Here is a 25057-nt window from a genome sequence, read left to right as displayed (position 1 = left end):
TTCTTATTTTTCTGTTATACTATGTTTATGAGTACGATTAGAAAAATGCCGATAGGCGTTCAAAGTTTTGAAAAACTTATAACAAACGGTTTTTTTTATGTTGATAAGACCGAATATATATGGAATTTGGTTAAAAATCCGGCTCCATATTTTTTAAGCCGTCCGCGCCGTTTCGGGAAAAGCCTTTTGCTTTCTACATTAAAGGCCTACTTTCTCGGGCAAAAAGAACTCTTTAAAGGCTTGAAAATCGAAAAATTTGAAGAAGCCGAAAAAGAAAATCGTGGAATTTGGCAGGAATATCCCGTGCTCTATTTGGATTTTAATCTTTCAAAATACGAAACAAGGGAGGATTTGGAAAGCCTTTTAAACAATCATCTTTGCAGATGGGAAGAGCTTTACGGTAGTAAGGATTCCGAAAATACTCTTACAGAACGCTTTTTCGGAGTGATAAGCCGCTCTTATGAAAAAACCGGCAGGCAAGCTGTTATTCTCATCGATGAATATGATAAGCCCCTTCTTCAAACGATGTGGAAAGATGAGGCCTTAAACGAAACCTACCGCACAATCCTTAAAGGCTTTTTCGGAGTTATAAAAAGTGCAGACCAGTACCTCCGCTTTGCATTTTTAACCGGAGTTACAAAATTCAGCAAGATCAGCATATTCAGCGATTTAAACAACTTAAGGGATTTGAGTTTATTGTCGGATTATTCGGCTATCTGCGGTATCTCGCAAGAAGAACTTGAAGCCGATTTTAAACCTGAAATTAAAAATCTTGCAGAAAAAAATAACTTGACTTATGATGAAGCTCTTGCAAAATTAAAGCAGAGATATGATGGCTATAAATTCTCTGAAACCGGAACGAATATGTATAATCCATTCAGCTTGCTAAATGTTTTTGCTGACGGAAGAATGCGTGACTACTGGTTTGCGACAGGTACTCCGACCTTTTTGGTAGAATACTTAAAAAAGGCTTATTACAATATTCCCGACCTTGACGGAAATATTCAGCTTGATGAGCAGGGTCTTAATGAGTATAGAGCTGATCCTATTCTCCCTCTGCCAATATTGTTTCAATCCGGATATTTGACAATCAAAGACTATAATGACTTTGCGGGTCTTTACCGTTTGGGATTTCCTAACGATGAGGTGCGTTACGGTTTTTTACATAACCTTATGCCCGCCTACACTTCGATAAGGGCTGACAAAACAGGGCTTTCGATTTGGGAATTCTACGAGCAGATTGAGGCGGGAGATGTAGACGGGTTTATGCAAAAGATGAAGGGAATAATATCGGGCATTCCTTATGATAACTTAACCGAAAAAGATTTAGCCTTACGTGAACAAAATTATCAGACAGCGGTTTATCTTGTGTTCGCTCTTATGAACCAGTTTGTGCACACTGAAGTTCATTGTGCAACCGGACGGGCCGACTGCATTGTTGAATTTAAAGATAAAGTTTATATCTTTGAATTTAAGCTGACTTCAAATGAAACGGCAGAGAATGCCATTAAGCAAATCAAAGAAAAAGGCTATGCAGACAAGTACTCGGGAAGAGGTAAAAAAATAATTGCAATCGGTTCTAGTTTTGACGAAGAAAAACGGACTATTGCAGACTGGGTAGTATGTAACTTGTAATTAAGTTTTTAATCTATAACTTGAGCCATCTCGGCAATCTGTTCCAAATGGAATTCGACATAGTGTCCGTGTGTTAAAACCACCAGACGATCTCCTGCCGAGATAAGAGTGCTGCCGTCGGGAATGATTTCTTCTTCGCCCCTCGCAATGCTAACGATTAAACATTCATCAGGCCATTGGACATCCATAATTTTCTTTCCGTCCAAAAAAGATTCGGGAGAAACGCAGACTTCAAAAACCTGCTTGCCGTGTTCTTCCGCTTTTTCTTTTTTATTTGCAAAATCTTCACTGTCTAAAATCTGTTTTAAAAGAACCTCGTCATTAGGCGGCGACTTTATTATGTTTGCCGTAATATATGCAGCTGCTGTGGTCAGCACCAAGCCTCCCAAATGGAAAAGGTCTCCGCTTGTTTCTGCAAGAAGAACTATGGCTGTAACCGGAGCCTTTATTACGGTAGTAAAAAAGGCGGCCATCGCAAAGACCATCAGGTTTACGGCATATTGAGCTTCAATTAAATTAAAATAAACCAAGATGTTCGAAAATATAATTCCCGTCAAAGCTCCACATGAAAGAAGAGGAACAAATATGCCGCCTATGGCTCCGGAGCCTGCCGAAAGGCCTGTAAAAATTATCTTTGCCGCAAGAATCAGAACGAGCATGGAAAGCGGAAAGCTGTGTTCTGCAATGGCTTCAATCAGATGATCTCCTCCGCTTGCCGCAAGGGGCAAAAAAATACAGACAGGTACCGAAATAAGATACGGAATCAATGGCGAAAATTGGGGCGGAATTTTTAATTTTCTGTACATCTTTTGAGAAGTATAAATAGATTTTTTAAAAAGATGCCCGATCAGAGCTGCCGCGGCCCCCATCAAAATTAGCCAACCGAAATATTTTATAGGGAAAAGTTGAAGACCGCGAAAATCAAAAATAGCTCCCTGCTTAAAAAATACTGAGGCTGTAAGGTCGCCTGCAAAGGCTCCAAGCATTACGCAGGTTAAAAGGAGTGGACTTAGATATTGGTGCAGGTCTTCGATTGCAAAGACGATTCCTGCAAAGGGAGCTCCGAAAGTTGCGGCAAGCCCTGCTGCAGCCCCGCTTGTTACAAGGCAAACCCTTTCAATATGGGAAGTCTTGCCGATTTTTTCAAAGGCACTTCCTATGTATGCTCCGATTTGAACGGAGGGGCCTTCCCGTCCGACTGAAAGGCCTGCACTTATGTTTAAAACACCGCCTAAAAATTTTAAGGGTAATTCCGGCCATGGGGTCATATCGAGCTTTTTCATAAATTTACCCTTGATTTGTGAAACCCCGCTTCCTCTTATTACGGGATATTTTTTGATTATAAAGCCCATAAATAAGCCTAGTACAATTACCGTCAATATTAAGACAACAATGCCCAGAGCCGTACCAAAAGTCGGGTTTAACAGTCCGCTTGCGGTCTTATCGTAAAAATCAATTCGTAAGCCTGAAAGAAAATCGATGGATTTTCTAAATGCCGTAACGGTAAGACCTGTAAGAATTCCAACTATAAAACTTTCCCCGGCAATTATAAGATGATTGCCGTACCAATTTTCAAGAATTTTCTTTGTGTTTAAACCTGTGTGTTTCATTTTTGATATTATATAAATAAGCCTTTAGCCTGTCAATTAAAATACTCTCCAAAGCACGAAAATCAAGGTTAATGAATAAGGTAAATCCTTGCTGTGCTGATTGACAGTATCGTATTGTGCCTTTTGAAGTACCGGGTGTTTTTAAAAAATATTATAAAATTGATTTTCGCAATCATAAATTGGCCTTTTGTCAATGGACGTCTGTCAATTTGCATTAACCTCTTGATAAAAAAACTATGATATGCTACTTTAACTACGGCTTGGAGGCAAACCTGAAAAAACATATTTGGAAATTTGCACGATTCGGCGGAGTAACTCAGTTGGTGTTTGAGACTGCCGATGATATTCTTAATCTGAGGCAATTAGACCAAAAGCTTTGGACTACATTAGCGATGCCGACAAAAGGCATTTTCTTTAACCCCGAAACGGCTGCAATACTGGATGCGGATGCAGACGGATTTATCCGCCCTCCGGAAGTTTTAGATGCCGTCGATTTTTTAGCGGAAAGTTTACAGGATGTCGGCATTATCATGCGAGATGGTGATACACTGTCACTCAGCGATATAAAAAGTGCCGAACTTGTAAAGACAGCGAAATGGACTTTAGAAAGACAGGAAAAAACAGACGGTATAATTTCACTTGCGGATATTGAAAACAAAAATGAGATTATAAAATCAAATGAACTCGGAGAAATATCTGATGGCGACAGCGATGATCTACGCTTGAAAAAGCTGCTTTCACTGTATGCAAAAGAAAACATAAACAGCACAAGTGAAGCCATCTTTGACATGTTTAGCAACGAAGGAAATCGGTTTCTTCAAAACACCGAAAATTTAAAAATCGTCAGTGCAGGTTTAGACGCTGCATTGATGGTAAAAGCCGTAGCCGCTTTTGAAGCCATTCAAAAAAAAATAGATGACTTTTTTGTGCGTTGTAAACTTTTGACTTATGCCGACGGAGAAAATACCTCCCTCACCGACTACAGTGAAATTTTTAAAACCTTTACTAATGTTGAATTGAACACTTCCAGCGAAAAATTACGCGAACTTCCCATCGCATTGCCGAATACCGAAATGGTTTTTGACATGCAAAGCAAAATAAACCCGGCTTGGGCAGATGAAATCAAAAGGCTTTACACAGATACCATTTCGCCCTTGTTAGGAGAGCTTTCGGTACTTACAGAAAACGATTGGAAAAATATTTCACAAAAAATTGTCGACTTTACTACGGTGTATTCAAAGCAAGCTGAAATTAAGACTGCAAAAATCAATCCGCAGTTTTTGCAAACAAAGCTCAATCAAAAGAAAGAAATTATCAGTGAAATAAATGAACAGCTGACCTTTGAAAAGGAAAAACAGCATATCCAATCGCTCAAAAAATTATTGCTTCTTCGAAAAGACTTTTTTACACTTTTAAAAAATTATGTCAGCTTTTCAAACTTTTATACCGGAGGTGAAACCGCCTTTCAAGCAGGTGTTTTATTCTTTGACACACGGGCAACGACTTTGTGCTTTGAATTAAACGGGGATGAACGCCATGCAGCTTTGGATATTTTGTCCGGAGCGTATTTACTTTACTGTGATATAACACGAGGGACAGCTAAACGAAAACTTTTGGCACTTTTGACCAATGGTGCTTCCGACAATATTGTTGTTGGACGAAACGGTTTGTTTTATGATAGAGAGGGAAATGATTGGAACGCAACTGTTACTAAAGTTATTGCCAATCCGGTGAGCGTGCGTGAAGCATTTTTTAGCCCGTATAAAAATTTAGCACGCATGGTCGAAGACCAAATCGCAAAAAGGGCAAATGCTGCAAATGAAAAATCGGATGCTCTTATTGCAACGGCTGCAGACAAAGCGGTCAATATGCCGAAAGAAGCAGCGGCGAGTTTACAGAATAAGAAACTTGATCTAGGAACAATTGCTTTAATCGGGACGGCAATAGGCGGAATTTCAACTCTTATCGGCAGTTTACTTCAAGCATTATTCGGCTTAGGCTTGTGGGTACCCATAGGACTTATCGGGCTTATACTGATTATATCGGGCCCGTCGATGATACTGGCCGCCATGAAATTGCGCAAGAGAAGTATCGGTCCAATTCTTGAAGCAAACGGCTGGGCGATTAATGCACATGCAAAAATCAATATTCCTCTTGGAAGCTCGCTTACAAAATTGGCATCATTGCCGAAAAACGCACGGCTCGCACACCTTGACCCGTTCGCCGAAAAGAAAAAGGGTAGAAATATTTTTATTGCCGTTTTAATCCTGCTGCTTGCAGCCGCCGGTGTTTTTTGCTATTTTTATCTTATTAAAAAAACGGGTATCTATCCGTTCAATCTAAAATAAAACCGAAAACACACAAAGGGGAGATGGAGCACCATTCGTCATTCCATCATCCCCTTATTTGTCGAATTGATGCACTTTCGGAGTAGTGAAAATCAATGCTCCTTGACAATATCAAAGACTTTGAAGGAACAGCCAAGAAGTATGGAATTGATTTTGCTTTGAAGAAGGACATTTCAGAGAATCCACCAAGATATTTAGTTTTCTTCAAGGGCCGTGATGCAGATGTGATGGAACCAGCCTTTAAGGGAGTATATGGCGAAGAATCTCCGTAAGGAGAAAAAGCCATCCGTGAAAAAGGCGCTATCTGCTTTCAAGGAAGCTGCGAAAAAAAATCACAAGACTCGTGAGAAAGTTAAAGTGAAAGATCGTGGGGTGGAGCTATGAGTGATTCTTCACATCGGAAACAGGAGTGATATATAGACACAAAAAAGGAGGATAATGCCATGATAGAATATCATAATAAAATCACAGCACTATACTCCCGCCTTTCAGTTGGTGATGAAGATAGAGACGGTGCGAGAGCAAAAGCTGATAAACATTCGCCGCTATACCGACGATGACGAAAGCGGTAGGTTCTTTGACCGCTCAGCCTATACACAGATGATAAACGATGTAGAACAAGGCAAAATCGGAATTGTCATCATGAGTTTAAGGTAATACATTCTAAGAGGGAATAGTAGCGAGTAAGTGGGAAATCTGGCAGTGGAAAAAAATCGCTTAAAAATGTTATAATATTAGCCGATATAGACAAATAAATTTGAATTTACGGTGGTGATTTTATGAAAATAGTTATTATACATGGTCAAAGTCATAAAGGTTCAACATATAATAGTTCAAGAATGCTTGCAGATAAATTGGGTGGAGAAGTATCGGAATTTTTTCTACCAAAAGATTTTAATCATTTCTGTATTGGGTGTGGGAATTGCTTTACTAAAGGAGAAAGTATGTGTCCGCATTTCGAACAATTACAGCCAATTACAAATGCCATAGATGAGTCGGATATAATTATTCTTGCAAGTCCTGTATATGTATATCATGTTACAGGTTCAATGAAAGCGTTTCTTGACCATTATGGTTATAGATGGATGGTTCACCGACCAAGTGAAAGTATGTTTTCAAAACAAGCTGTCTGTGTTTCAACAGCTGCTGGGGCAGGAATGAAAAAAGCTAATAAAGATATGGCAGATAGCACATTCTTTTGGGGATGTGCTAAAACTTATAAATTAGGTATTGCAGTTTGGGAGACGGATTGGAAGAGAGTTGACGAGAAGATAAAATCAAAGATTGACCGCCAAACAACAACTCTCTCGAATAAAATAAAAAGCAACTATACAATGGTAAGACCTTCAATAAAAACAAGGATTTTATTTAATATCATGAGAATTATTCAAAAAAAGGGATGGAATGAGAGAGATAAGACATATTGGCAAGAGAAAGGATGGCTTGCTAAAAATCGTCCATGGAAATAATCAAATCCCAGTTGTTTGTTGAACTAACAATTTAATAAAACTACCACAGAAACAGTAAATCGGAAAAAGGTTTACTGTTTTTTATTTGCTCAAAAATAAAAAGAGAGGAAAACAGAAAATAAAAAACATAGAAGAAAAAATCTTAATGGCAGATGAAGAAATCAAGCAGTTACAAAACAAAAGAAAAAAGCTCATCAGTCAACAGAAACAGGAAGAAAGAAAAAAGAGAGATAAAAGAATATATGAAAAAGGAGCAGTCTTTGAAAGTATCTTTACAGAAAGTAAAAATCTAACCAAAGATGAATTTTATCAGCTAATAACAAGTCAAAGAAATAAAGATGAAATCAATCTTAAAAATCATAGAGAGTAGAAAAATTGCAACAAGAAAACAGAGAACTATCACAGGAAAGAAGCAAGAATTAGACCTGTACAAATTGGCTAAAAAAATGGTATAATATTACAAACATCGAGTAAAACAAATTAGAATTTGTAGAGGTGAGAAAAATGTAATGGCAACACATCCAACTTAAATCGAAATAGTATAAAATTACGAGGAGATTATAAGATGAACAATTATATAAAATTAAATGAAGATAGATGGAATAATGTAAAAAATGACTATACTGAGCCATTGACACATGAAGAATTAGAAGAAGTTAGAAATAATTCAATTTCTGTTGCATTAACTGTTGGGAAAAAAGTTCCGAAAGAATGGTTTGAAAAAGCCAACGGAAAAAAGATATTAGGTTTAGCTTGTGGTGGTGGACAACAGGGTCCAGTTTTTGCTATAAAAGGTTATGATGTAACCATAATGGATTTTTCTAAATCACAATTACAAAGAGATGATATGGTTGCTAAAAGAGAAGGCTTAAAAATCAATACAGTTCAAGGCGATATGACAAAACCATTTCCATTTGAAAATGAAACTTTTGATATTATTTTTAATCCGGTTTCAAATGTATATATAGAAGATTTAGAAAACATGTATAAAGAAGCCTCTCGAGTATTGAAAAAGGGTGGACTGTTAATGGTCGGATTTATGAATCCTTGGATATACATGTATGATGCTGACATTGTATGGGACAAACCCGATGAGGAATTACTTTTAAAGTTTTCAATACCTTTTAATTCAAAAGAGCTTGAAGAGGAAGGCAAAATAACCATAAATCCGGAATATGGATATGAATTTAGCCATACCTTAGAAACTCAGATTAGAGGACAACTTAAAAATGGTCTCGCTATGATAGATTTTTATGAATCATGTGATAAAAGACATAGATTATCACGTTATGGAAATGACTATATAGCTACACTCTGCATTAAACTATAATGTTAAGGAAGACGCAGGCCAAGAAGATTGAGAAAAAGAATCCCCATCATTACCATTTCTGTCCGGCTTGTTGAAATGCTCTTGCTGTGGCAAAGGGATGTATGGCAATGTAGGCAGAAATATTTTTATTCGTGCGGAGGGTTTAATACCCCGATGCTTGCGTCGTAACGAAAGGTATTAAAGCCGACTGCAACCACCTTATTAGAACATACAGTGCGAAACATTGAGCACTGTACCCCGACGCTCGCGTCGGGGTTGTTGATTGCCTTTTTAATCCTACTGCTTGCAGCCGCCGGTGTTTTTTGCTATTTTTACTTGATTAAAAAAACAGGTATCTATCCGTTCAATCTAAAATAAAACCGGAAACACAAAAAGGGGAGATGGAAAATCATTTGTTATTCCATCATCCCCTTTTCCGAATTGAGCTTTACATTTAAATGCCACTCTAAAATTCGACACATTTTTATGATGCTAAAATATCTTTTACCCCATAAAAATAACTACAGTCAAAATAATCAGGACGACAATATTTATAAACACAATAAAGGGAATAACTTCGTTTAGTCTTTTTTTATTTTCTTTTACTAAAAGAATTGAAACTGCAATCATTGTAAGAATTATATAGACTGCGATTACAAGTTTTTCGGTGTGCTTGGACAGTTGAAAAAACCGAAAAAAAAGGCCGACGGCCAAGGAAAGAACTGAAAGAAGATAGAGGCTAAGCCCTACATGTTTGCCTATGGAAGAGGCATTATATTCTTCTTTTTCCTCCTTACTCATCATATTATAACCTGCAATCAAAAAATAGAATTTAAACTTGCGAATTAAAATACCGAAAACCGCAAGCACTGCTGCAATTATATAAAAAGCTATCATTCCTTCCTCCCAAAAACGTTTTACCTTAAATTTAAGTATAGCACGGTAAATTATCTTTGTAAATGCATCAAATTCTATGTGTCAAATTCTATGCATCTAATATTTATTTTGAAACTTTTTGAGCTTATTGTACTTTATATTTATATCTGATATAAATAGATATGATAAAAAGCTCGGCAGGAATACTGCCTCATTTTTTATCTGCCGAATTTGCTATTCGGCAAACGGCGTATTATTTTTATAGGAGAAATGAAAGTGAAACATATTAAAACCATCATGCTTGTGCTGATTGCGGGACTTATTTTAACGGCCTGTGCACCTAAGGCCGACGTCTTTGTTCAGGCATCGGGAGATGTTGTGGTAACCTTGGATATTCAAACAGGGAAAACAATAGACGCCCTGCTTGAAAATGCGGCTCAGTTTACTGAAGAAGAAAAGTCAAAAAGCCGTTCCATTTTTAACGTTGAAGAAATAAAACAAGAATTGGAGTCGAAGGGTATAAAAGTTTTGAACATGACTACCAATTCGATAGCGGGCATAAATGCAAAAATAAAAATCATGAGTAAGGACATGGATAGTGAAACCTCCTTTGTAAAAACGGATATGAAGGCAGGAATTTTATCCTTGAGTATAGGCCCCGATAACATAAAAGAATTTGTGAATATGCTTTCAGAGGATGACAGGGAATATGTAGAGCTTTTAATGGCTCCTGCTATAACCGGAGAACCTATCGGAACTGCGGAATATGAAGAGCTTATTAAGGCCGCCTATGGGGAAAAGTTAGCATCCGATTTAAAAAAATCGAAGTTCCATGTTTCTATTACCTGTCCTAAAAAAATTAAAAGCATAAAGATTACCCCTTTTGCCTCTTCTTCTCAGGACGGAAATAAGGGAACCGTGGATATTCCCCTTTCAGAATTGCTTTGTGTAAGAGACCCCATCTTTGTTGAGGTCAAGTTCTAAATTTTTTGGAGGTGTTATGTATTTCGATTATTATTATTTGATTTTGGTCGTTCCGACTCTGCTGTTATCCTTGTATGCCCAATTTAAGGTAAAGTCTGCCTTTTCAAAATATTCCCAAGTGCAGACCATGAGAAAGGTATCGGGCAAAGAAGCTGCCGCCCTCTTGCTTAGATCGAATTCGATTTCTGATGTAAACATTCAAAGGGTAGGGGGAAGTTTAAGCGACCACTATGACCCCTCTCATAAGGTTTTACGCCTTTCGGAGCCTGTATACGATAAAACTTCTATAGCTGCCGTAGGCGTTGCCGCCCACGAAACAGGCCACGCCATTCAAGACAAAGAAAAATACGCCCCCCTAATCTTACGCAGCACCTTGGTGCCGGTTGCAAACATAGGTTCGACTGCCGGCCCCTATCTGGCCCTTGCCGGTATTATCTTTAGAATGAACCTGCTTCTCAACATAGGCATCATCCTTTTTGCTTGTGCGGTTTTGTTCTATCTTATAACCCTGCCGGTTGAAATAGATGCTTCAAGGAGAGCTCTAAAAATATTGGAACACAATGCCGTTTTAACCCAAGAAGAGCTGAAAGGAGCTCGGAAGGTTTTATCGGCTGCAGCCCTAACATACGTGGCCTCAGCTCTTACTGCAATGGCAAACTTATTGCGCTTAATTTTAATTTCAAGGGATAGAAGGTAGTTTAATTTTTTTGAATAAGAGAAAAATAGATGGGGCCTGCTCCCTCCGCCTTATCGGGAAGAAAACGGAATCCGTATTTTGTTTTTTCAGGAAGGATGGGGCCAAGGCTATCGAGCTTGTCTTCAAGCCTTACTTTTTCTTTATACTTTTTTATGAGCTTTTCGATTAAGGAATCGTTTTCTTCATCGGCGAGGGCACAGGTAGAATAAACTAAAAAGCCCTTAGGCTTAAGGAGTAAAAAGGCCGCAGACAAAAGTGCCCACTGCCTTTGACTTAAATTTTTTATGCGGGCTTCTGTCCACTGTTTAAGGTATTTTTCGTTTTGGAGAACATGCCTCTCGGAAGAGCAGGGAGCATCCAGTAAAATTCTATCATAAAGTTCTTGGCCGTAGCGGGGCATTCGGGAAGCATCATAGGAAGAAACTCTTATCCGTTTTCGGTTCTCTTCGCTTAAGTGTTCATCAAGCACCCTTATAAGTCTGTTCCGCCTTTCGGCAGAAAGTTCGTTTGCCTGTATTTCGGCATTCTCTTTAATCCTGCTTAAAAGGACTAAGGTTTTTCCTCCGGGGGCGGCGCACATGTCCAGGCAGATTCCTTCTTCAAGAACGGGCATTGCCTTTGCCGCCCGAATGCTTGCATAATCCAGATAATAGTTTTGTATGAGGTTTTCACTGTAGGCTTGTGCCTTGTTTTCTTCTAAAAGGGCGGCTTTTAAGCTCTGCCATCTTTCGCCGAAAATCGAAAGATAATAGCTTTCAAAGCCCTCGGCTCCGCTTAATTTTTGCTTTTTCATAGCCTATTATTCTAACAAGGTTTTCCGATAAATCAATCTCGATAAATCAATCTTATAGATCAAACTATTTCAAACTCAGGATGCTTTGCGTAAAAATCTTCAGGGATAATATCCATTAATATTATATCGTGCATTTTACGGTTTCGGATTAAAGCTCCTCTCCTTGCGCCTATTTTTTTAAAGCCTGCTTTTTCGTAAGCCTTAATAGCTCTTTCATTATAAGAATATACATTTAAAATGATATTGTGTAAGTTTAGTTTTTGATAGGCATAGTTTATGAGTAAGCACATAGCCTCGGTACCGTAACCCTTTGACCAATAGGCCTTGTTCCCTATAAAGATACCGAGCTCGGCTGTCCTATTCATATGATTGATACTCATAAGCCCCACATTTCCTATAAGCTCATCGGTCTCGGAATCTACTATTGCGTAATTATGTTCTTTTGAAATCCTATCGATTATAATGCGCTCGGCTTCAAGGCCTATAATCGAAGAAGCAAAATTAAGATATTCAGACACTTCTTGATCGTTTGCCCAAACAGCGTATTTTTCCGCATCTTCAATCCTCATTGGGGCAAGATAACATTTTTTTCCGATAAGTTTTTTGATGTACATGAGCCGAATTATATCTAAAAGAAAGAGGATGGTCAATATCTTTACCGTGTTTTATTTTCGGCCTTGATTTTATTTTGCAATAAGAGTAGAATTAAGTATAGGCTTATCTTAAGGAGGTTAATATGTCTGATATTATTTATATTGAAGGCCGCGAGATTTTGGATTCGCGGGGAAATCCGACTGTAGAGGTTGAGGTTCAGTTAAGCGATTTTAGCTGCGGCAGAGCCTGTGTTCCTTCCGGGGCTTCTACGGGAGAATATGAAGCTTTGGAAATGAGGGACGGTGATAAGAGCCGCTACATGGGAAAGGGTGTTTTAAAGGCTGTTGATCAAGTTAATACGGTTATTGCCGAAGAACTTGACGGGGCTGATGCTTTGGATCAGGCCGAAATAGACAATATGCTTATCAATCTTGACGGCACCGAAAATAAATCCAAGCTCGGAGCAAATGCTATGCTCGGTGTTTCGATGGCTGTAGCCCGTGCCGCTGCCGACAGTTTAGGCTTGCCGCTTTACCGCTATTTGGGAGGCGTTCACACTATGCAGATGCCTGTTCCCATGGCTAATATCATAAACGGCGGCCGTCATTCCGACAACAAGATAGATTTTCAAGAGTACATGATTATGCCTGTAGGAGCTCCGTCAATCCGTGAAGCCATAAGAATGACAGCCGAGGTCTTCCATGCCTTAAAGGACATTTTAAAGAAGGACGGCCATGTTACGGCAGTAGGAGATGAAGGCGGTTTTGCTCCCAATATCGAAAATGTTCAAGCCTTAGATTATATAATGAAGGCTATCGAAAAGGCCGGCTACAAACCCGGAAAGGATGTGGTAATAGCTTTGGACTGCGCTTCTTCCGAGCTCTTTGATGCAGGCGACAGAAAAGGCTATAAATTCTGGAAGTCGGAACCTTCTAAAATTTTAAATGCCGATGAGATGGTAGACCTTTTTAAGGATTGGATAAGCAAGTATCCGATTGTTTCTATTGAAGACCCGCTCGATCAAAATGATTGGGAAGGCTATGCAAAGATGACAAAGGAATTGGGAAATCAGATTCAGATTGTGGGCGATGACTTTTTTGTAACAAACACAAAACGGCTTGCCCGCGGTATTGAAGAAGGAGCTTGCAATTCTATTTTGATAAAGCTCAACCAAATCGGAACCGTTACCGAAACAATCGATGCCGTAAGAATGGCTCAAAAGGCCGGCTACACCGCCGTTATCTCGCACCGCTCAGGCGAAACCGAAGATGCCTTTATTGCCGACTTAGCCGTAGCTCTTGAAACCGGACAAATTAAAACCGGTTCAATGAGCCGAAGCGACCGCATCGCAAAATATAACCAGCTTATGAGAATTGAAGATGAGCTCGGCTATAACGCCCGCTATGCAGGCATGTCAACATTTGCAAACCTGATAAAAAAATAAAAGGATACAGACTTTTAACCGGCATGGTTTATTAAAGCCTTGCCGGATTTTTTAATAGGTGATGAATAAAATAAAAGTTAAAAGTTATTTTGTTTAAATATTTTAAGATGTATTATGTCAATAGTTTACACTAGATAATTTATAAAAAAACAACTAAAATAAAGAAATTATAAAGTGATAAGTAAAAGATGTAATTTTGATTTTAAAAGACCGCATGATTCTTATTTTAGAATTAAGGAAAATTATATAGAATGTGAGTCATATAACACTATTACAAAATATTTAATAAATGACTATGTAAGGAATTTTGAAGAAGAAAAATTTTATATAATTGAATTTACAAACTGGCGATATATATATCAAATTAGAAAAGTATTGCAAGAATTTTATTTATTTTAAAAGGTAGAGGCTATATGAAATATACATCTTATCTTTTTGATATGGGTTCCACCTTATTGGAATTTCATAATTCAAAATGGAATGAAAGTGAAATACTTAAAAACGGTCATAACCGTATGATAGCTTATATTTCTAATATTTACGGTAAATCCATTGCCGATAAAATAGACAAGGAAGTTATTTTACCTTGGTATGATTATGTTGAAAATGAACGTAAAATCAAAAGACTGGAATACCGTATTTGTGAAGCCTTGTTCTTAAAATTTGGAAAGTTAGGAATACATGTTTCCTATAAAGAAATTATTGAAATATTAAAAAAAGATTATCTTGATTTTTATAATTATGCTCATCCTAATGAAGGGGTAATTAATTGTCTTAAAATTTTAAAAGAGAAAGGTTGTAAAATAGGTGTAGTTTCAAATATTATGTATCCTAAAGAAATATATCTTGAAATTTTTATGAGGGAAGGGGTTGATTTATTTATTGATAATTATACCTTCAGTTATGAAAATACCTATATGAAACCTCATCCTTCTATTTTTTTACGAGCTCTTATATCGCTGGATGCAAAAATCCATGAAACGCTTATGGTGGGAGATAATGAAAAAGCCGATATTATGGGAGCAAAGGCTGTAGGCATAAAAACCTGTTTATATGATAAAGATAAGAAGTATAGACAACATCAAGCTGACTTTTATATCAATGATTTTATGGAAATTATTGATAATTAAATAAAATGGAAAATCAGATATAAAATATTGGGGTGTAATAATAAAGACAAATATACGTCGGAGGTAGATACGCAATGGATTCACAAATTATAACCGCTGCAAGATTAGAATCAATGGGGAAATATCAAGAAGCTTTGGCTGCTTATGAAAAAATTATTGTTGAAGATAACCGATAGTATTTAAGATGGAAGAAACTGGTTTTATGAATTTACCGATTTTAAAAAAACAAATTTCACAATTTCTTGATGAAGAAGGCCGTATTGTCAGATGGCCCAAGAAAACTTATGATAAAATAAATGTCTTAAAATATCTGCAAAGAAAATTTGAACCTGATAAAAAATATTCTGAAATTGAAGTGAATACAGTCTTAAAAGCTTGGCACACATTCAATGACCATGCTCTGTTGAGACGTGAGCTTTTTGATAAATTTTTATTGGAGCGGACACCTGATTGTAAAGAATATTGGGTTAATACAGATAAAATTATGACTTAAATGATATTACTATGACTGATGAAGAAAAAGTTAAAGTACTAATAAAGGAGTTAAAATAAACTGATATTTTTAATTATTTTTTTAAGTTTTGATTTTTTTCTTTCTCTATTTTTAATGATTAGGGGTGTCAAAAAATATATGATTTCACTTGATACCTATTTTTTAAATATGGGATTAATAACAACTATTATATTCATTGAGATATTGGCAGGCATAAATTCATATTATTTGGATTTTGTTTTTATACCTATTATTGTTTGGGTTTTCGGTGCATTTTTTTTGATTTATTTTATAGTGTGTGAGCATAAAACCTATTCAAATGTACAAGAAATTATTGTTCATCTCAGTTCGACAGGAAGGCACAAAGGCCTTTGTGATACTTTGTTGGAAGGCTTTATCAAATTTGGTACATGTATGCCTCCACGAGGTTTTTACGGCTCCGATACATATTTATATCGACAAAGCTTTTTGGAATTTTCTAATTTGGATTTAACGGGAGAATCAGAAAACTTAATCAAATTACAAAAAATTGTTCGGAAAGCACGCATTATAACAAAAATATTGATTTCTTTTTTTATAGCTTTTGCCTTGCAAATAATTCCGGTAATAATCGGTGTAATGATGAGAAAAAGTTGATAAGCCCTACACAAAGTATACAGCATTTTATATAACATTTTATGAGACAGTGAGGGTCTCCTATCAGATTAAAAATTTTTGTATAAATGCGGCGATTGACTTATTTATCAATTAGTTATACTATACAGCCCCGATGGAGATTAGTATGTCAAATAAAAGAATTTATCAAGTCGACGAAAAAGTTCCGGCTGGGCTTTTCTTACCTTTAAGTATTCAGCACACATTTGCAATGTTCGGTGCCTCGGTTTTAGTCCCGATTGTCTTCGGAATAGATGCGGGTATCGTACTATTTATGAACGGTGTGGGAACCCTTTTGTTCATAGCTATAACAAAGGGCAAAGCTCCCGCCTATTTAGGTTCAAGTTTTGCCTTTCTAGGGCCTGCAACCCTTATAATTTCTTCTATGGGTTTTCAATATGCCCAAGGAGCCTTTATAGTAACGGGACTTTTAGGCTGTCTGATTGCTTTTATAATTTATAAGTTCGGAACCTCATGGATAAACGTAATCCTGCCTCCGGCAGCTATGGGTGCCGTAGTTTCTCTGATCGGCTTTGAGCTTACAAGTCTTACCGTTCAAGGCGGAACTATCGGGGCAAACATTATGACGGGCACAGCTTCACGGGGCGATATAATAGTCTTCTTTATTACGATAGGAGCTGCCGTTTTAGGCTCAGTTCTTTTTAAGGGCTTTTTATCCACCATTTCCATTTTGATTGCAAGTATTGCAGGCTACATAGCCGCAACCTTTTTCGGGATGGTAGATTTTTCAATAATAAGAGAAGCGGGGCTTTTTACCCTTCCTCATTTTCAGCTTCCTAAATTCGATCTCATGGCCGTTATAACAATGCTTCCGGTATTACTCGTTATCACAAGTGAACACATAAGCCATCAGGTAGTAACTTCCAACATTGTCGGAAGAGACCTCCTAAAAAACCCCGGCCTACACAGGAGTATCTTTGCCGATAATTTTTCGACTGCTCTTTCAGGTCTTGTCGGAGGAGTACCCACAACAACCTACGGTGAAAACATAGGCGTTATGGCAGTTACCGGTATTTACAGCGTTTATGTAATTGCAGGAGCCGCAATAATTTCAATCTGCATGGCCTTTATAAGCCCCCTTGCAGCCCTAATCCGCACCGTGCCCGGGAACGTCATCGGAGGCATAACCTTTCTTCTCTATGGAATGATAGGAGCCTCAGGAATACGCCTTTTAGTAGATTCAAAGGTCGATTATTCAAAATCAAAAAACTTAATCCTAACCTCGATAGTATTCACCACAGGATTGAGCGGCCTCAGCATAAAATTCGGTGAAATCGAATTTAAGGGAATGGTTTTAGCCTCCCTCGTTGCCGTCGCTTTAAGCCTTATCTTCTTTATTTTTGAAAAACTTGGAGTGCTGGAAGAATAGAGGGCTGACAATATTCTCAAAAAAATATTGGATAATTATTGGCAATGGAAATTTTGATGCGGATACAAAAAAGATTTTTGTTTTTCTTTTTAGTACTCATTCAGCTTGCCGTTTTAATCGCAAGTCTAGGCAGAGCTTTTCCGTCCATCGGATTAAACACAAAAGAAAACCATAGACAAAAAAATATCTTAGCCATGAGCGATATTTATTACCGTCAAACTTTTAATAACTGTGCACCCTATTCTGCAATGGCTGCGATAAATGTAATAACAAAAAAAGAAATAGATCCGGAACTTTTAGCAAGAGAAACAGGATGGCGGATAAAAAATAATTTAACCATGCCGCAAGGCCTTATTCAAGTATTGCACAAACACGGAATAAAAACAAAAGAAGCAATTTTATCCTGCTGTTCCGATGCCGAAAAAATTAATTGGATAAAAAATACAGTCGACGAAGGAAAGCCGATTATTCTTTTAATAAAAATAAAAAAAGTTTTGCATTATGTAACGGTAATAGGTTACGACGAAAAAGGTTTTATTCTTTACGACTCTCTGCAAGAAAAGACAAAATCAAATCCGCGAAAAACAATAAAAGACAAGCCTCAATATTACGGAAATCGTTATTACGAATATTCCGGCCTTATAAAACTTTGGGATAAGGGAGGCTATAAAATATTTTTTAAAAATTGGGCATTGGTTTGCGGATAAAATTAGTTTCTTTTGAAAATAAAAGATTCCGTACCTCAGACTAAAAACCTTTTTTAGTTCTTTCTAAAAATATTTACTAAGTTGACGGTTATGGGAATCGTACAGATTAAACCTATACTTCCGGAGACGGCACGCAATATCTCGGCTGATAAAATTTCCAAATTTATGATTTCGGTAAACCCGTGCGAAAAAATGATAAAGAGTAAAAGCACGGGAATTGACGTACTAACATAGGCTAAAATAAGCGTATTGGACATTGAGCCTATAATATCACGCCCTATATTCATCCCCGATTTTATAAGCTGCTTATTCGGTATCTTAGGACTTACAGATACAATCTCCCACATTGAAGAAGAAATAGACATAGCTACATCCATAACGGCTCCGAGGGAGCCTATCATAATACCTGCAAATAAGAGTCCCTGATAATCTATTTTACGGTACTGGGGAACAAAGGCTAGCATTTGAGCATCTTCATTTCCCAAACCTGAAAGTCTTAGAATTTTTCCTGCAACAAAGGCAAAAAGGCCTGCTATAATAACACCGCCTATAGTTCCCAAAATTGCCGTATAGGTTTTGTTATTCCTTCCCGAAATGATAAAAAGAGTCATAACGGAAGCAAGGCTGCAAATTATAATAGCCCAAAAAATAGGATTATAACCTTTAAGAATGAGAGGAAGAAAAATTCCGAATATAAGACCTACGGTAAGCCCTAGTGATATAAGAGCTTTTAAACCGTTTTTTTTACCGACAAAAATTAAAACAGCTGCAAAAATAAAAATAAGAGCATAGACTTTATAGTCCCTTGCCCTCTCATAAATACGCAAATTGTTTACCTTCCCCGTTTCATCTTCATCCAGCTGTAAGATGAGTTTTTCGTTTATCTTAAAAATAAGTCTATAAGGGATCGCAAGCTCTATTGTGTTCCGTATTGTATAAACCTCTCCTCTATGCTTTCCGGTTAAAATTTTTATCTTTAAATGCTGATACCGAAAGTCCGATTCTATAGGAATATCGGGGCGGTTTTCCTTTGTATCGTCATAAACGATTTCGATAACTTTAGCTTTAACGACCTGACTTTCGGGAGCATTTATATAGGTACTATAATAACTGCTTAACCCATCATACTTCTTCTCCATATCTTGAGATAAATTTTCAGAGGAAATTTGCCCTGTGTCTTCTGCATATAAATTAAAAAATAAGAGGCTTACAATAAAAAGGAAAATACGCTTCATGTTTAATTCCGGTCATCTTTATTTAATAAAAAAGCGGCGAGAAAATTTTTCTACACCGCTTTTTATAATCGAATCCTGTTATTTGCTTATATCTTTAATATAATCGACAGGTATGGGTTTAATTGTTTTAGCCTTTTTAATGGCATCAATGAGAGCATCTCTTATAGATACGCTTTCGGCAGAATTTGTTGCCTTGCTAAAATCGTAGGAATCTCCTCCCGTAAACATAAAGCTGTTTACAACAACCTTATATTTTTTATTCATATCAAGAGGCGTTCCGTCCATAAGCGTAATCTTTGTGATTCTGTTCTCAAAAGGCTTTCTACCGTCATATTCTACCCTTAAACCTGCAAATTGACCGTCGGTAATATTAGGATTCATTATACCGTGATCGATTGCCTTTTTAATCTCGGAACCGGGGAGATCGAAAACAACGAGATAATTATCAAAGGGCATAATCTCATAAAGGTCGCCTACGGTGATATTGCCTGCTGCAAGGGTTCGGCGTAAGCCTCCTCCGTTTTGGATGGCTATATCGGCCTTTCCCAATTGGCGTTGAACTTCAGCTGCCCATGCACCCAAAAGGGTATTGCTTCCCTTTTCGCTTCTTTCATGGGTAAACTCGCCCTCGGCAACACCGATTACTTCACCCATAATAGGTTTCAGCTCCGTGTCATATTTTGTAAAGAGAGCCTTTCCTTTTTCATCCTCGATAAGAGAATCTTTGTGCTTGTAGATTTCATCGACTGCGGATTCAATCTTTGCAATCTTGTTCTCGCTTCCGAAGGTGATGCTGAGTTTACCTACAGCCCTGCCGTAACAATAGGCTTGAAGTATGGGAATACCGTTTACATTTCCTGAAACTGTTCGATGGCTGTGAGCCGAAAGAACAGCATCCAAGCCCTTAATTTCGGTAAGTTTAACTGCATTTCCGCTGATTTTTCCATCTTCTTGGAATGAATCGATGTGGGTTAAGGCGATAATTGCATCGGGCTTGCCTTCTTTAGCCTTTCCAGCTAATAGATAGTCTACCCATTCTTGGCCTGTTTTTACCGGATCGGTAAATTCCAAACCGCTTACATGTTCAGCGCTTGTCAATACAGCCGTATCGGGGTGAGCCAAACCGATAAAGGCAATCTTGTAGTTTCCTTTTTTGATGATTGCATAGGGTTTTGCCCATGATACGGGCTTTCCGGTTTTCTTTTCGACAATGTTTGCAGCCAAGAAGGTAAAGTTTCCATCCTTTTGCCACTTTGTCATGCGGTTTGAACCCCAGTCAAATTCATGGTTACCTACGGCACAGACCTTTACATCCATAGCCCTCATCATAGCCGAAACGGGAGCTCCATAGGTAAGATTGGATATGGCTGTTCCCTGATAGTTATCGCCTCCTGCAACCACAATGGTATTAGGATTTTCCATTCCGGCAGTGCGGACATAGCCTATCATCTTAGCCATACCGGCATTCTTTCCCTTTCCGGGACGGGTATCTTCTGCAACGTTTCCGTGAAAGTCGTTAAAAAGAAGAATATCTATCCTGTTTGCAGGCGCCTTTGCCTCAATTCCCGCATACTGACCGCTTACATCATGGGATTCGGTTTCACATCCTGTAAATGCGGCACTCAGGATGAGAACGATTACAACAAAGCCGACGGCTTTAAAAAATTTGCTGTTCTTCATAAGCATACTCCTAATAATTTGATAGTAAAATTATACACCAGTACAAGAAAAATTACAAGTTTTTTAAACGATTTAGAAAATCGACTGCAGCTGGAATAGGCAATCTATTGCAGCTGCAATCGACTGCCTATTGAACCGCCAAATAACGTTTTTCTTTATGTAACGGTAATAGGCTAAATATTGATTTTATACCTTGAAAAAATATTGGTTTTATGATATTCTCTACTAGGTTTATTTATTTCCGTTATAGCTGTAGTATGCATTTTTACACACTTCTTTAAAAATATAACCGATTTAAATAATCCCTAATACTTTTATAAGGACGGTTTTTATGAGCCAAGAAAAAAAACTTGTAATGATCGACGGTAATACTGCTGCCGGTCATGTTGCCCACGCTTTAAGCGAGGTAATTGCCATTTACCCGATCACACCGTCAAGTCCGATGGGTGAGGTCGCTGATGAATATTCGGCCCGCGGAAGAGAAAATATTTGGGGCACTGTTCCCGATGTTGTTGAACTTCAATCCGAAGGAGGTGCTGCAGGTGCCGTACACGGAGCCTTGACAACAGGAGCTCTCTCTGCAACATTTACCGCATCTCAGGGCTTGCTCTTAATGATTCCGAATATGTACAAAATAGCCGGCGAGTTGACCAGCACTGTATTCCACATTGCTGCCCGTGCCGTAGCTTGCAGTGCTCTTTCAATCTTTGGTGATCACCAAGACGTAATGGCTTGCCGCCAAACAGGTTGGGCTATGTTGGCATCCAACTCGGTTCAAGAAGTTATGGATCTTGCCATTATTTCTCATGCGGCCACATTGGAAGCAAGAGTTCCCTTCCTCCACTTCTTTGACGGATTTAGAACTTCTCACGAAATCCAAAAAATTGAAGAAGTTTCTTACGACATTATGCGCCAAATGGTAAGCGACGAGCTTGTTCGAGCTCATCGAAAACGCGGTTTGACCCCTGAAAATCCCGAACTCCGCGGAACAGCTCAAAACCCCGATATTTACTTCCAAGGACGAGAAGCCGTAAATAAATACTACCTTGCTACTCCCGAAATTGTTCAAAAACAAATGGATAAGTATGCAAAACTTACAGGAAGACAATATCACTTATTTGACTATCACGGTGCAGCTGATGCCGAGCAAATCATAATTCTCATGGGTTCAGGTGCGGATACCGTCGAAGAAACGGTAGACGAGCTTAACTCCAAGGGCGGAAAATACGGCGTTCTTAAAGTAAGGCTTTATAGGCCATTCAGTGCCGAGCATTTTGTAAAAGCCATTCCCGCCACCGTAAAAGGAATTGCAGTTCTCGACAGATGTAAGGAAGCCGGCTCCTTAGGCGAACCCCTCTACGAAGATGTAAGAACAGCTATCGGCGAAATGCAGGCTGCAAAAAAATGCCCCTTTACTCATTATCCGGTCATCATCGGAGGACGCTACGGTCTCGGTTCAAAAGAATTTACACCGGCAATGGTTAAGGGAGTATTCGATAACCTTGAAGGCGAAAAGAAAGCCAACTTCTCTGTAGGTATCGAAGATGATGTTACACACACCAGCATCAAGTATGACCCCAGCTTTAAACTTGAAGATAAGGATATGCATCAGGCTATGTTCTTCGGTTTGGGTTCCGACGGTACTGTAGGTGCTAATAAGAACTCTATTAAGATTATCGGTGAAGCCACGGACAATAAGGCACAAGCCTACTTTGCCTATGACAGTAAAAAATCCGGCGGTTTTACGATTTCTCACCTCCGCTTCGGAAAACACGCAATCCGAAAACCTTATTTAATAACAAATGCGGACTTCGTTGCATGCCATAAGTTCAGCTATCTTGAAACCTATGATATGCTCCACAGCCTTAAAAAAGGCGGGACATTCCTTTTGAACGCTCCTTACGGAAAGAACGAAATCTGGGACAATATTCCGGTCGAGGTCCAAAAGCAGATTATCGAAAAAGAAGCTAAATTCTATGTAATCGATGCTATCAAGATTGCAGAAAAAGCCGGAATGGGTAACAGAATTAACGTTGTTATGCAGACTGCCTTTTTTAAAATCTTCGGAATCTTGCCTGAAGCCGAAGCTGTAGACCTCATCAAAAAATTCATTGAAAAGTCCTACGGAAAAAAAGGCCCTGAAATCGTTCAAAAGAATATTACGACAATAGATATGGCTCTTGAGGGAGTTGAAAAGGTTGATTATCCCAAGACAGCAACAAGCAAGCTCAAGATGCACCCTGCAATCGCAGGCGATGCACCCGAATTCGTAAAGAATGTTTTGGGCAAGGTTGCCATCCAAAAAGGTGATGATATAAAGGTAAGCGAAATGCCCGAAGACGGCACTTTCCCGACCGCTACCACTCAATACGAAAAGAGAGCTATTGCAGAACATATTCCGATCTGGAAGAGCGACATCTGTATTCAGTGCGGTCAGTGTGTCATGGTTTGTCCCCATGCCTGTATCCGAATGAAGGCTTATGACGGCTCACTTTTGGCAAAGGCACCCCAGGGCTTTAAATCCTGCGATTATAAGGGTAAGGAATTTGAAGGAGCCAAATTTACAATTCAAGTTTCATCGGAAGATTGTACAGGCTGCGGTCTTTGCGTTCAGCAGTGTCCTGCAAAGTCCAAGGAAAATCCCGAAATTAAAGCCATCAATATGGAAAACTTTGTTGAACACAGAAAGCAGGAAGTTGCAAACTGGAACTTCTTCTTTAACGATATTCCTGACCCTGATGTAAAGAAGCTTAATTTGAGTGTTCCCAAGGGCATCGGTATGAAGAGACCCCTTTTCGAGTTCTCAGGTGCATGTGCAGGCTGCGGTGAAACGCCTTATGTAAAGCTCCTTTCACAGCTTTTCGGAGACAGAGCCGTTATTGCAAACGCAACAGGCTGTTCTTCAATCTATGGAGGAAACCTGCCCACAACACCCTATGCAAAACGATGTGACGGAAGAGGCCCGGCTTGGTCTAACTCCTTGTTTGAGGATGCAGCAGAATTCGGTTACGGTATGAGATTGACAAGCGATAAGCTTGCAGTTTATGCCCGCGAAGTCGCCGCTAAGGCAAAAGCAAAAGGTATTGCAGCAGGCGTAATCGACAAGATTCTCAATAACGCTCAAGAAGATGATGCAGCTATTGAAGATCAGAGAGCCTTTGTTGCAGAGCTTAAAAAAGAATTAGCAGGTTCAAAGGATGAATTGGCTAAAGAGTTGGATTCTTTAACCGACCACTTTATCAAACGCTCCGTTTGGATCCTCGGAGGAGACGGATGGGCATACGATATCGGATACGGCGGTTTGGACCACGTCCTTGCTTCAGGTAAAAACATCAATGTTCTTGTAATGGATACTGAAGTTTACTCGAATACCGGCGGACAGATGTCAAAAGCTACACCTATTGGTGCAGTTGCAAAATTTGCCGCTTCAGGTAAGGAAGTAAGCAAAAAAGACTTAGGCATGATGGCTATGAGCTACGGCTATGTCTATGTTGCTCATATTTCTATGGGTGCAAATATGAGTCAGGTAATCAAAGCATTCCGTGAAGCCGAAAGCTATGACGGACCTTCGATTATCATCGCTTACAGTCATTGTATCAACCACGGTATCAACATGACAAAGGGTATGACAAACCAAAAAGAAGCAGTTTCTTGCGGTTTATGGCCCTTGTACAGATATGATCCGAGACTTGTCGAGCAGGGCAAAAACCCATTCCAGCTTGACAGCAAGGAACCCGACTTTAATCTTGCCGACTTTATGTACAAAGAAGTCCGCTTTAAGACCTTAAAGAACGCCGATCCTGCAAGAGCTCAGATGCTCTTGGATAAGGCTGTTGCTAAGGCTAAGAGGCAGTGGCAGGAATACAAGTATTTGGCTGATAGGCCCTTCTAAAAATTAGGGGGAGAGGAAGACTTTTTCTGATAAAAGTTTTCTTCTCCTTCTCTCTCTTCTTTCAAAAGAACCGCTTAGGGGCTTTAGATTGCGGCGCCGGCTTGCAATCGCCTAAGA

21 protein-coding genes and 1 pseudogene are annotated in these 25057 nt (G+C 38.7%); 16 read left to right on the top strand and 6 right to left on the bottom strand.

All coding sequences use genetic code 11. The features are described 5' to 3' along the window. The first annotated feature begins 27 nt into the window (after positions 1-27). Complete coding sequence (locus JO40_RS01310; RefSeq protein WP_044979659.1) at positions 28-1635, top strand: ATP-binding protein; 1608 nt, start codon at positions 28-30, stop codon at positions 1633-1635. 8 nt (positions 1636-1643) lie between these two features. Here JO40_RS01310 and JO40_RS01305 read toward each other — a convergent pair whose 3' ends face one another. Then, positions 1644-3245, bottom strand: coding sequence for a ClC family H(+)/Cl(-) exchange transporter (locus JO40_RS01305; protein WP_044977546.1), 1602 nt, complete (start codon positions 3243-3245; stop codon positions 1644-1646). Between the two features lie 236 nt (positions 3246-3481). Between JO40_RS01305 and JO40_RS01300 the strand changes: the two genes are divergently transcribed. From JO40_RS01300 to JO40_RS01280, 6 genes and pseudogenes are all read left to right on the top strand, one after another. After that, positions 3482-5593 carry a hypothetical protein gene (locus JO40_RS01300; RefSeq protein ID WP_245608948.1) on the top strand — a complete coding sequence of 704 codons (2112 nt, stop codon included), beginning with the start codon at positions 3482-3484 and terminating at the stop codon, positions 5591-5593. A gap of 95 nt (positions 5594-5688) precedes the next feature. After that, positions 5689-5865 carry a PcfB family protein gene (locus JO40_RS15410; RefSeq protein WP_433122218.1) on the top strand — a complete coding sequence of 59 codons (177 nt, stop codon included), beginning with the start codon at positions 5689-5691 and terminating at the stop codon, positions 5863-5865. 171 nt (positions 5866-6036) lie between these two features. Further along, positions 6037-6238: pseudogene (locus JO40_RS12970) on the top strand (recombinase family protein); the annotation flags it as partial. Positions 6239-6372: 134 nt separating this feature from the next. Beyond that, entirely contained in the window at positions 6373-7062 is a 690-nt protein-coding gene (locus JO40_RS01290; protein ID WP_044977545.1) for a flavodoxin family protein, read from the top strand. A gap of 145 nt (positions 7063-7207) precedes the next feature. Further along, complete coding sequence (locus JO40_RS01285) at positions 7208-7432, top strand: DUF3847 domain-containing protein (RefSeq protein ID WP_002690939.1); 225 nt, start codon at positions 7208-7210, stop codon at positions 7430-7432. A 195-nt stretch (positions 7433-7627) separates the two neighbouring features. After that, on the top strand, positions 7628-8392 hold the full coding sequence (locus tag JO40_RS01280; protein WP_044977544.1) for a class I SAM-dependent methyltransferase: 765 nt from the start codon (positions 7628-7630) through the stop codon (positions 8390-8392). A 483-nt stretch (positions 8393-8875) separates the two neighbouring features. Here the strand turns inward: JO40_RS01280 and JO40_RS01275 are convergent, their stop codons facing one another. Further along, the gene (locus JO40_RS01275; protein ID WP_044977543.1) at positions 8876-9268 is read right to left on the bottom strand and encodes a DUF3784 domain-containing protein; all 393 of its coding nucleotides are present in this window, start codon (positions 9266-9268) and stop codon (positions 8876-8878) included. 255 nt (positions 9269-9523) lie between these two features. On the opposite strand from JO40_RS01275, the gene JO40_RS01270 reads away from it, so the two are divergent. Then, positions 9524-10231, top strand: coding sequence for a hypothetical protein (locus JO40_RS01270; RefSeq protein ID WP_044977542.1), 708 nt, complete (start codon positions 9524-9526; stop codon positions 10229-10231). Between the two features lie 16 nt (positions 10232-10247). Then, on the top strand, positions 10248-10928 hold the full coding sequence (locus tag JO40_RS01265; RefSeq protein WP_044977541.1) for a zinc metallopeptidase: 681 nt from the start codon (positions 10248-10250) through the stop codon (positions 10926-10928). Between the two features lies 1 nt (position 10929). On the opposite strand, the gene JO40_RS01260 is transcribed toward JO40_RS01265, so the two are convergent. Both JO40_RS01260 and JO40_RS01255 read right to left on the bottom strand, forming a co-directional pair. After that, on the bottom strand, positions 10930-11721 hold the full coding sequence (locus JO40_RS01260; RefSeq protein WP_044977540.1) for a class I SAM-dependent methyltransferase: 792 nt from the start codon (positions 11719-11721) through the stop codon (positions 10930-10932). 59 nt (positions 11722-11780) lie between these two features. After that, positions 11781-12335, bottom strand: a complete 555-nt coding sequence (locus JO40_RS01255) for a GNAT family N-acetyltransferase (RefSeq protein WP_044979656.1) — start codon at positions 12333-12335, stop codon at positions 11781-11783. A 122-nt stretch (positions 12336-12457) separates the two neighbouring features. Between JO40_RS01255 and eno the strand changes: the two genes are divergently transcribed. The 6 genes from eno to JO40_RS01220 all read left to right on the top strand — a co-directional run bounded on the left by eno (position 12458) and on the right by JO40_RS01220 (position 18133). Beyond that, positions 12458-13759: a phosphopyruvate hydratase gene (eno, locus tag JO40_RS01250; RefSeq protein ID WP_044977539.1), complete on the top strand. Its 1302-nt coding sequence runs from the start codon at positions 12458-12460 to the stop codon at positions 13757-13759. 413 nt (positions 13760-14172) lie between these two features. Then, positions 14173-14889, top strand: a complete 717-nt coding sequence (locus JO40_RS01240) for an HAD family hydrolase (protein WP_044977537.1) — start codon at positions 14173-14175, stop codon at positions 14887-14889. Positions 14890-15091: 202 nt separating this feature from the next. After that, entirely contained in the window at positions 15092-15382 is a 291-nt protein-coding gene (locus JO40_RS01235) for a DUF2087 domain-containing protein (RefSeq protein WP_044977536.1), read from the top strand. A gap of 114 nt (positions 15383-15496) precedes the next feature. Next, positions 15497-16018, top strand: a complete 522-nt coding sequence (locus JO40_RS01230; protein WP_044977535.1) for a hypothetical protein — start codon at positions 15497-15499, stop codon at positions 16016-16018. Between the two features lie 145 nt (positions 16019-16163). Further along, a complete protein-coding gene (gene uraA, locus JO40_RS01225; RefSeq protein WP_044977534.1) occupies positions 16164-17426 on the top strand; it encodes a uracil permease in 1263 nt (420 codons plus the stop codon). A 44-nt stretch (positions 17427-17470) separates the two neighbouring features. Further along, entirely contained in the window at positions 17471-18133 is a 663-nt protein-coding gene (locus tag JO40_RS01220) for a C39 family peptidase (protein ID WP_245608946.1), read from the top strand. A 53-nt stretch (positions 18134-18186) separates the two neighbouring features. Here JO40_RS01220 and JO40_RS01215 read toward each other — a convergent pair whose 3' ends face one another. Both JO40_RS01215 and JO40_RS01210 read right to left on the bottom strand, forming a co-directional pair. Continuing rightward, positions 18187-19368, bottom strand: coding sequence for a YibE/F family protein (locus JO40_RS01215; protein WP_044977533.1), 1182 nt, complete (start codon positions 19366-19368; stop codon positions 18187-18189). 78 nt (positions 19369-19446) lie between these two features. Next, positions 19447-21048 (bottom strand): 5'-nucleotidase C-terminal domain-containing protein, encoded by a 1602-nt coding sequence (locus tag JO40_RS01210; RefSeq protein WP_044977532.1) that lies wholly within the window; start codon positions 21046-21048, stop codon positions 19447-19449. A 331-nt stretch (positions 21049-21379) separates the two neighbouring features. On the opposite strand from JO40_RS01210, the gene nifJ reads away from it, so the two are divergent. After that, complete coding sequence (nifJ, locus tag JO40_RS01205) at positions 21380-24940, top strand: pyruvate:ferredoxin (flavodoxin) oxidoreductase (RefSeq protein WP_044977531.1); 3561 nt, start codon at positions 21380-21382, stop codon at positions 24938-24940. Positions 24941-25057 lie beyond the last annotated feature (117 nt).

The organism is Treponema putidum, assembly GCF_000755145.1.
Taxonomy (GTDB): domain Bacteria; phylum Spirochaetota; class Spirochaetia; order Treponematales; family Treponemataceae; genus Treponema_B; species Treponema_B putidum.
The sequence above is the reverse complement of the archived record's forward strand: the minus strand, read 5'-3'. Positions and strand labels throughout refer to the sequence as shown.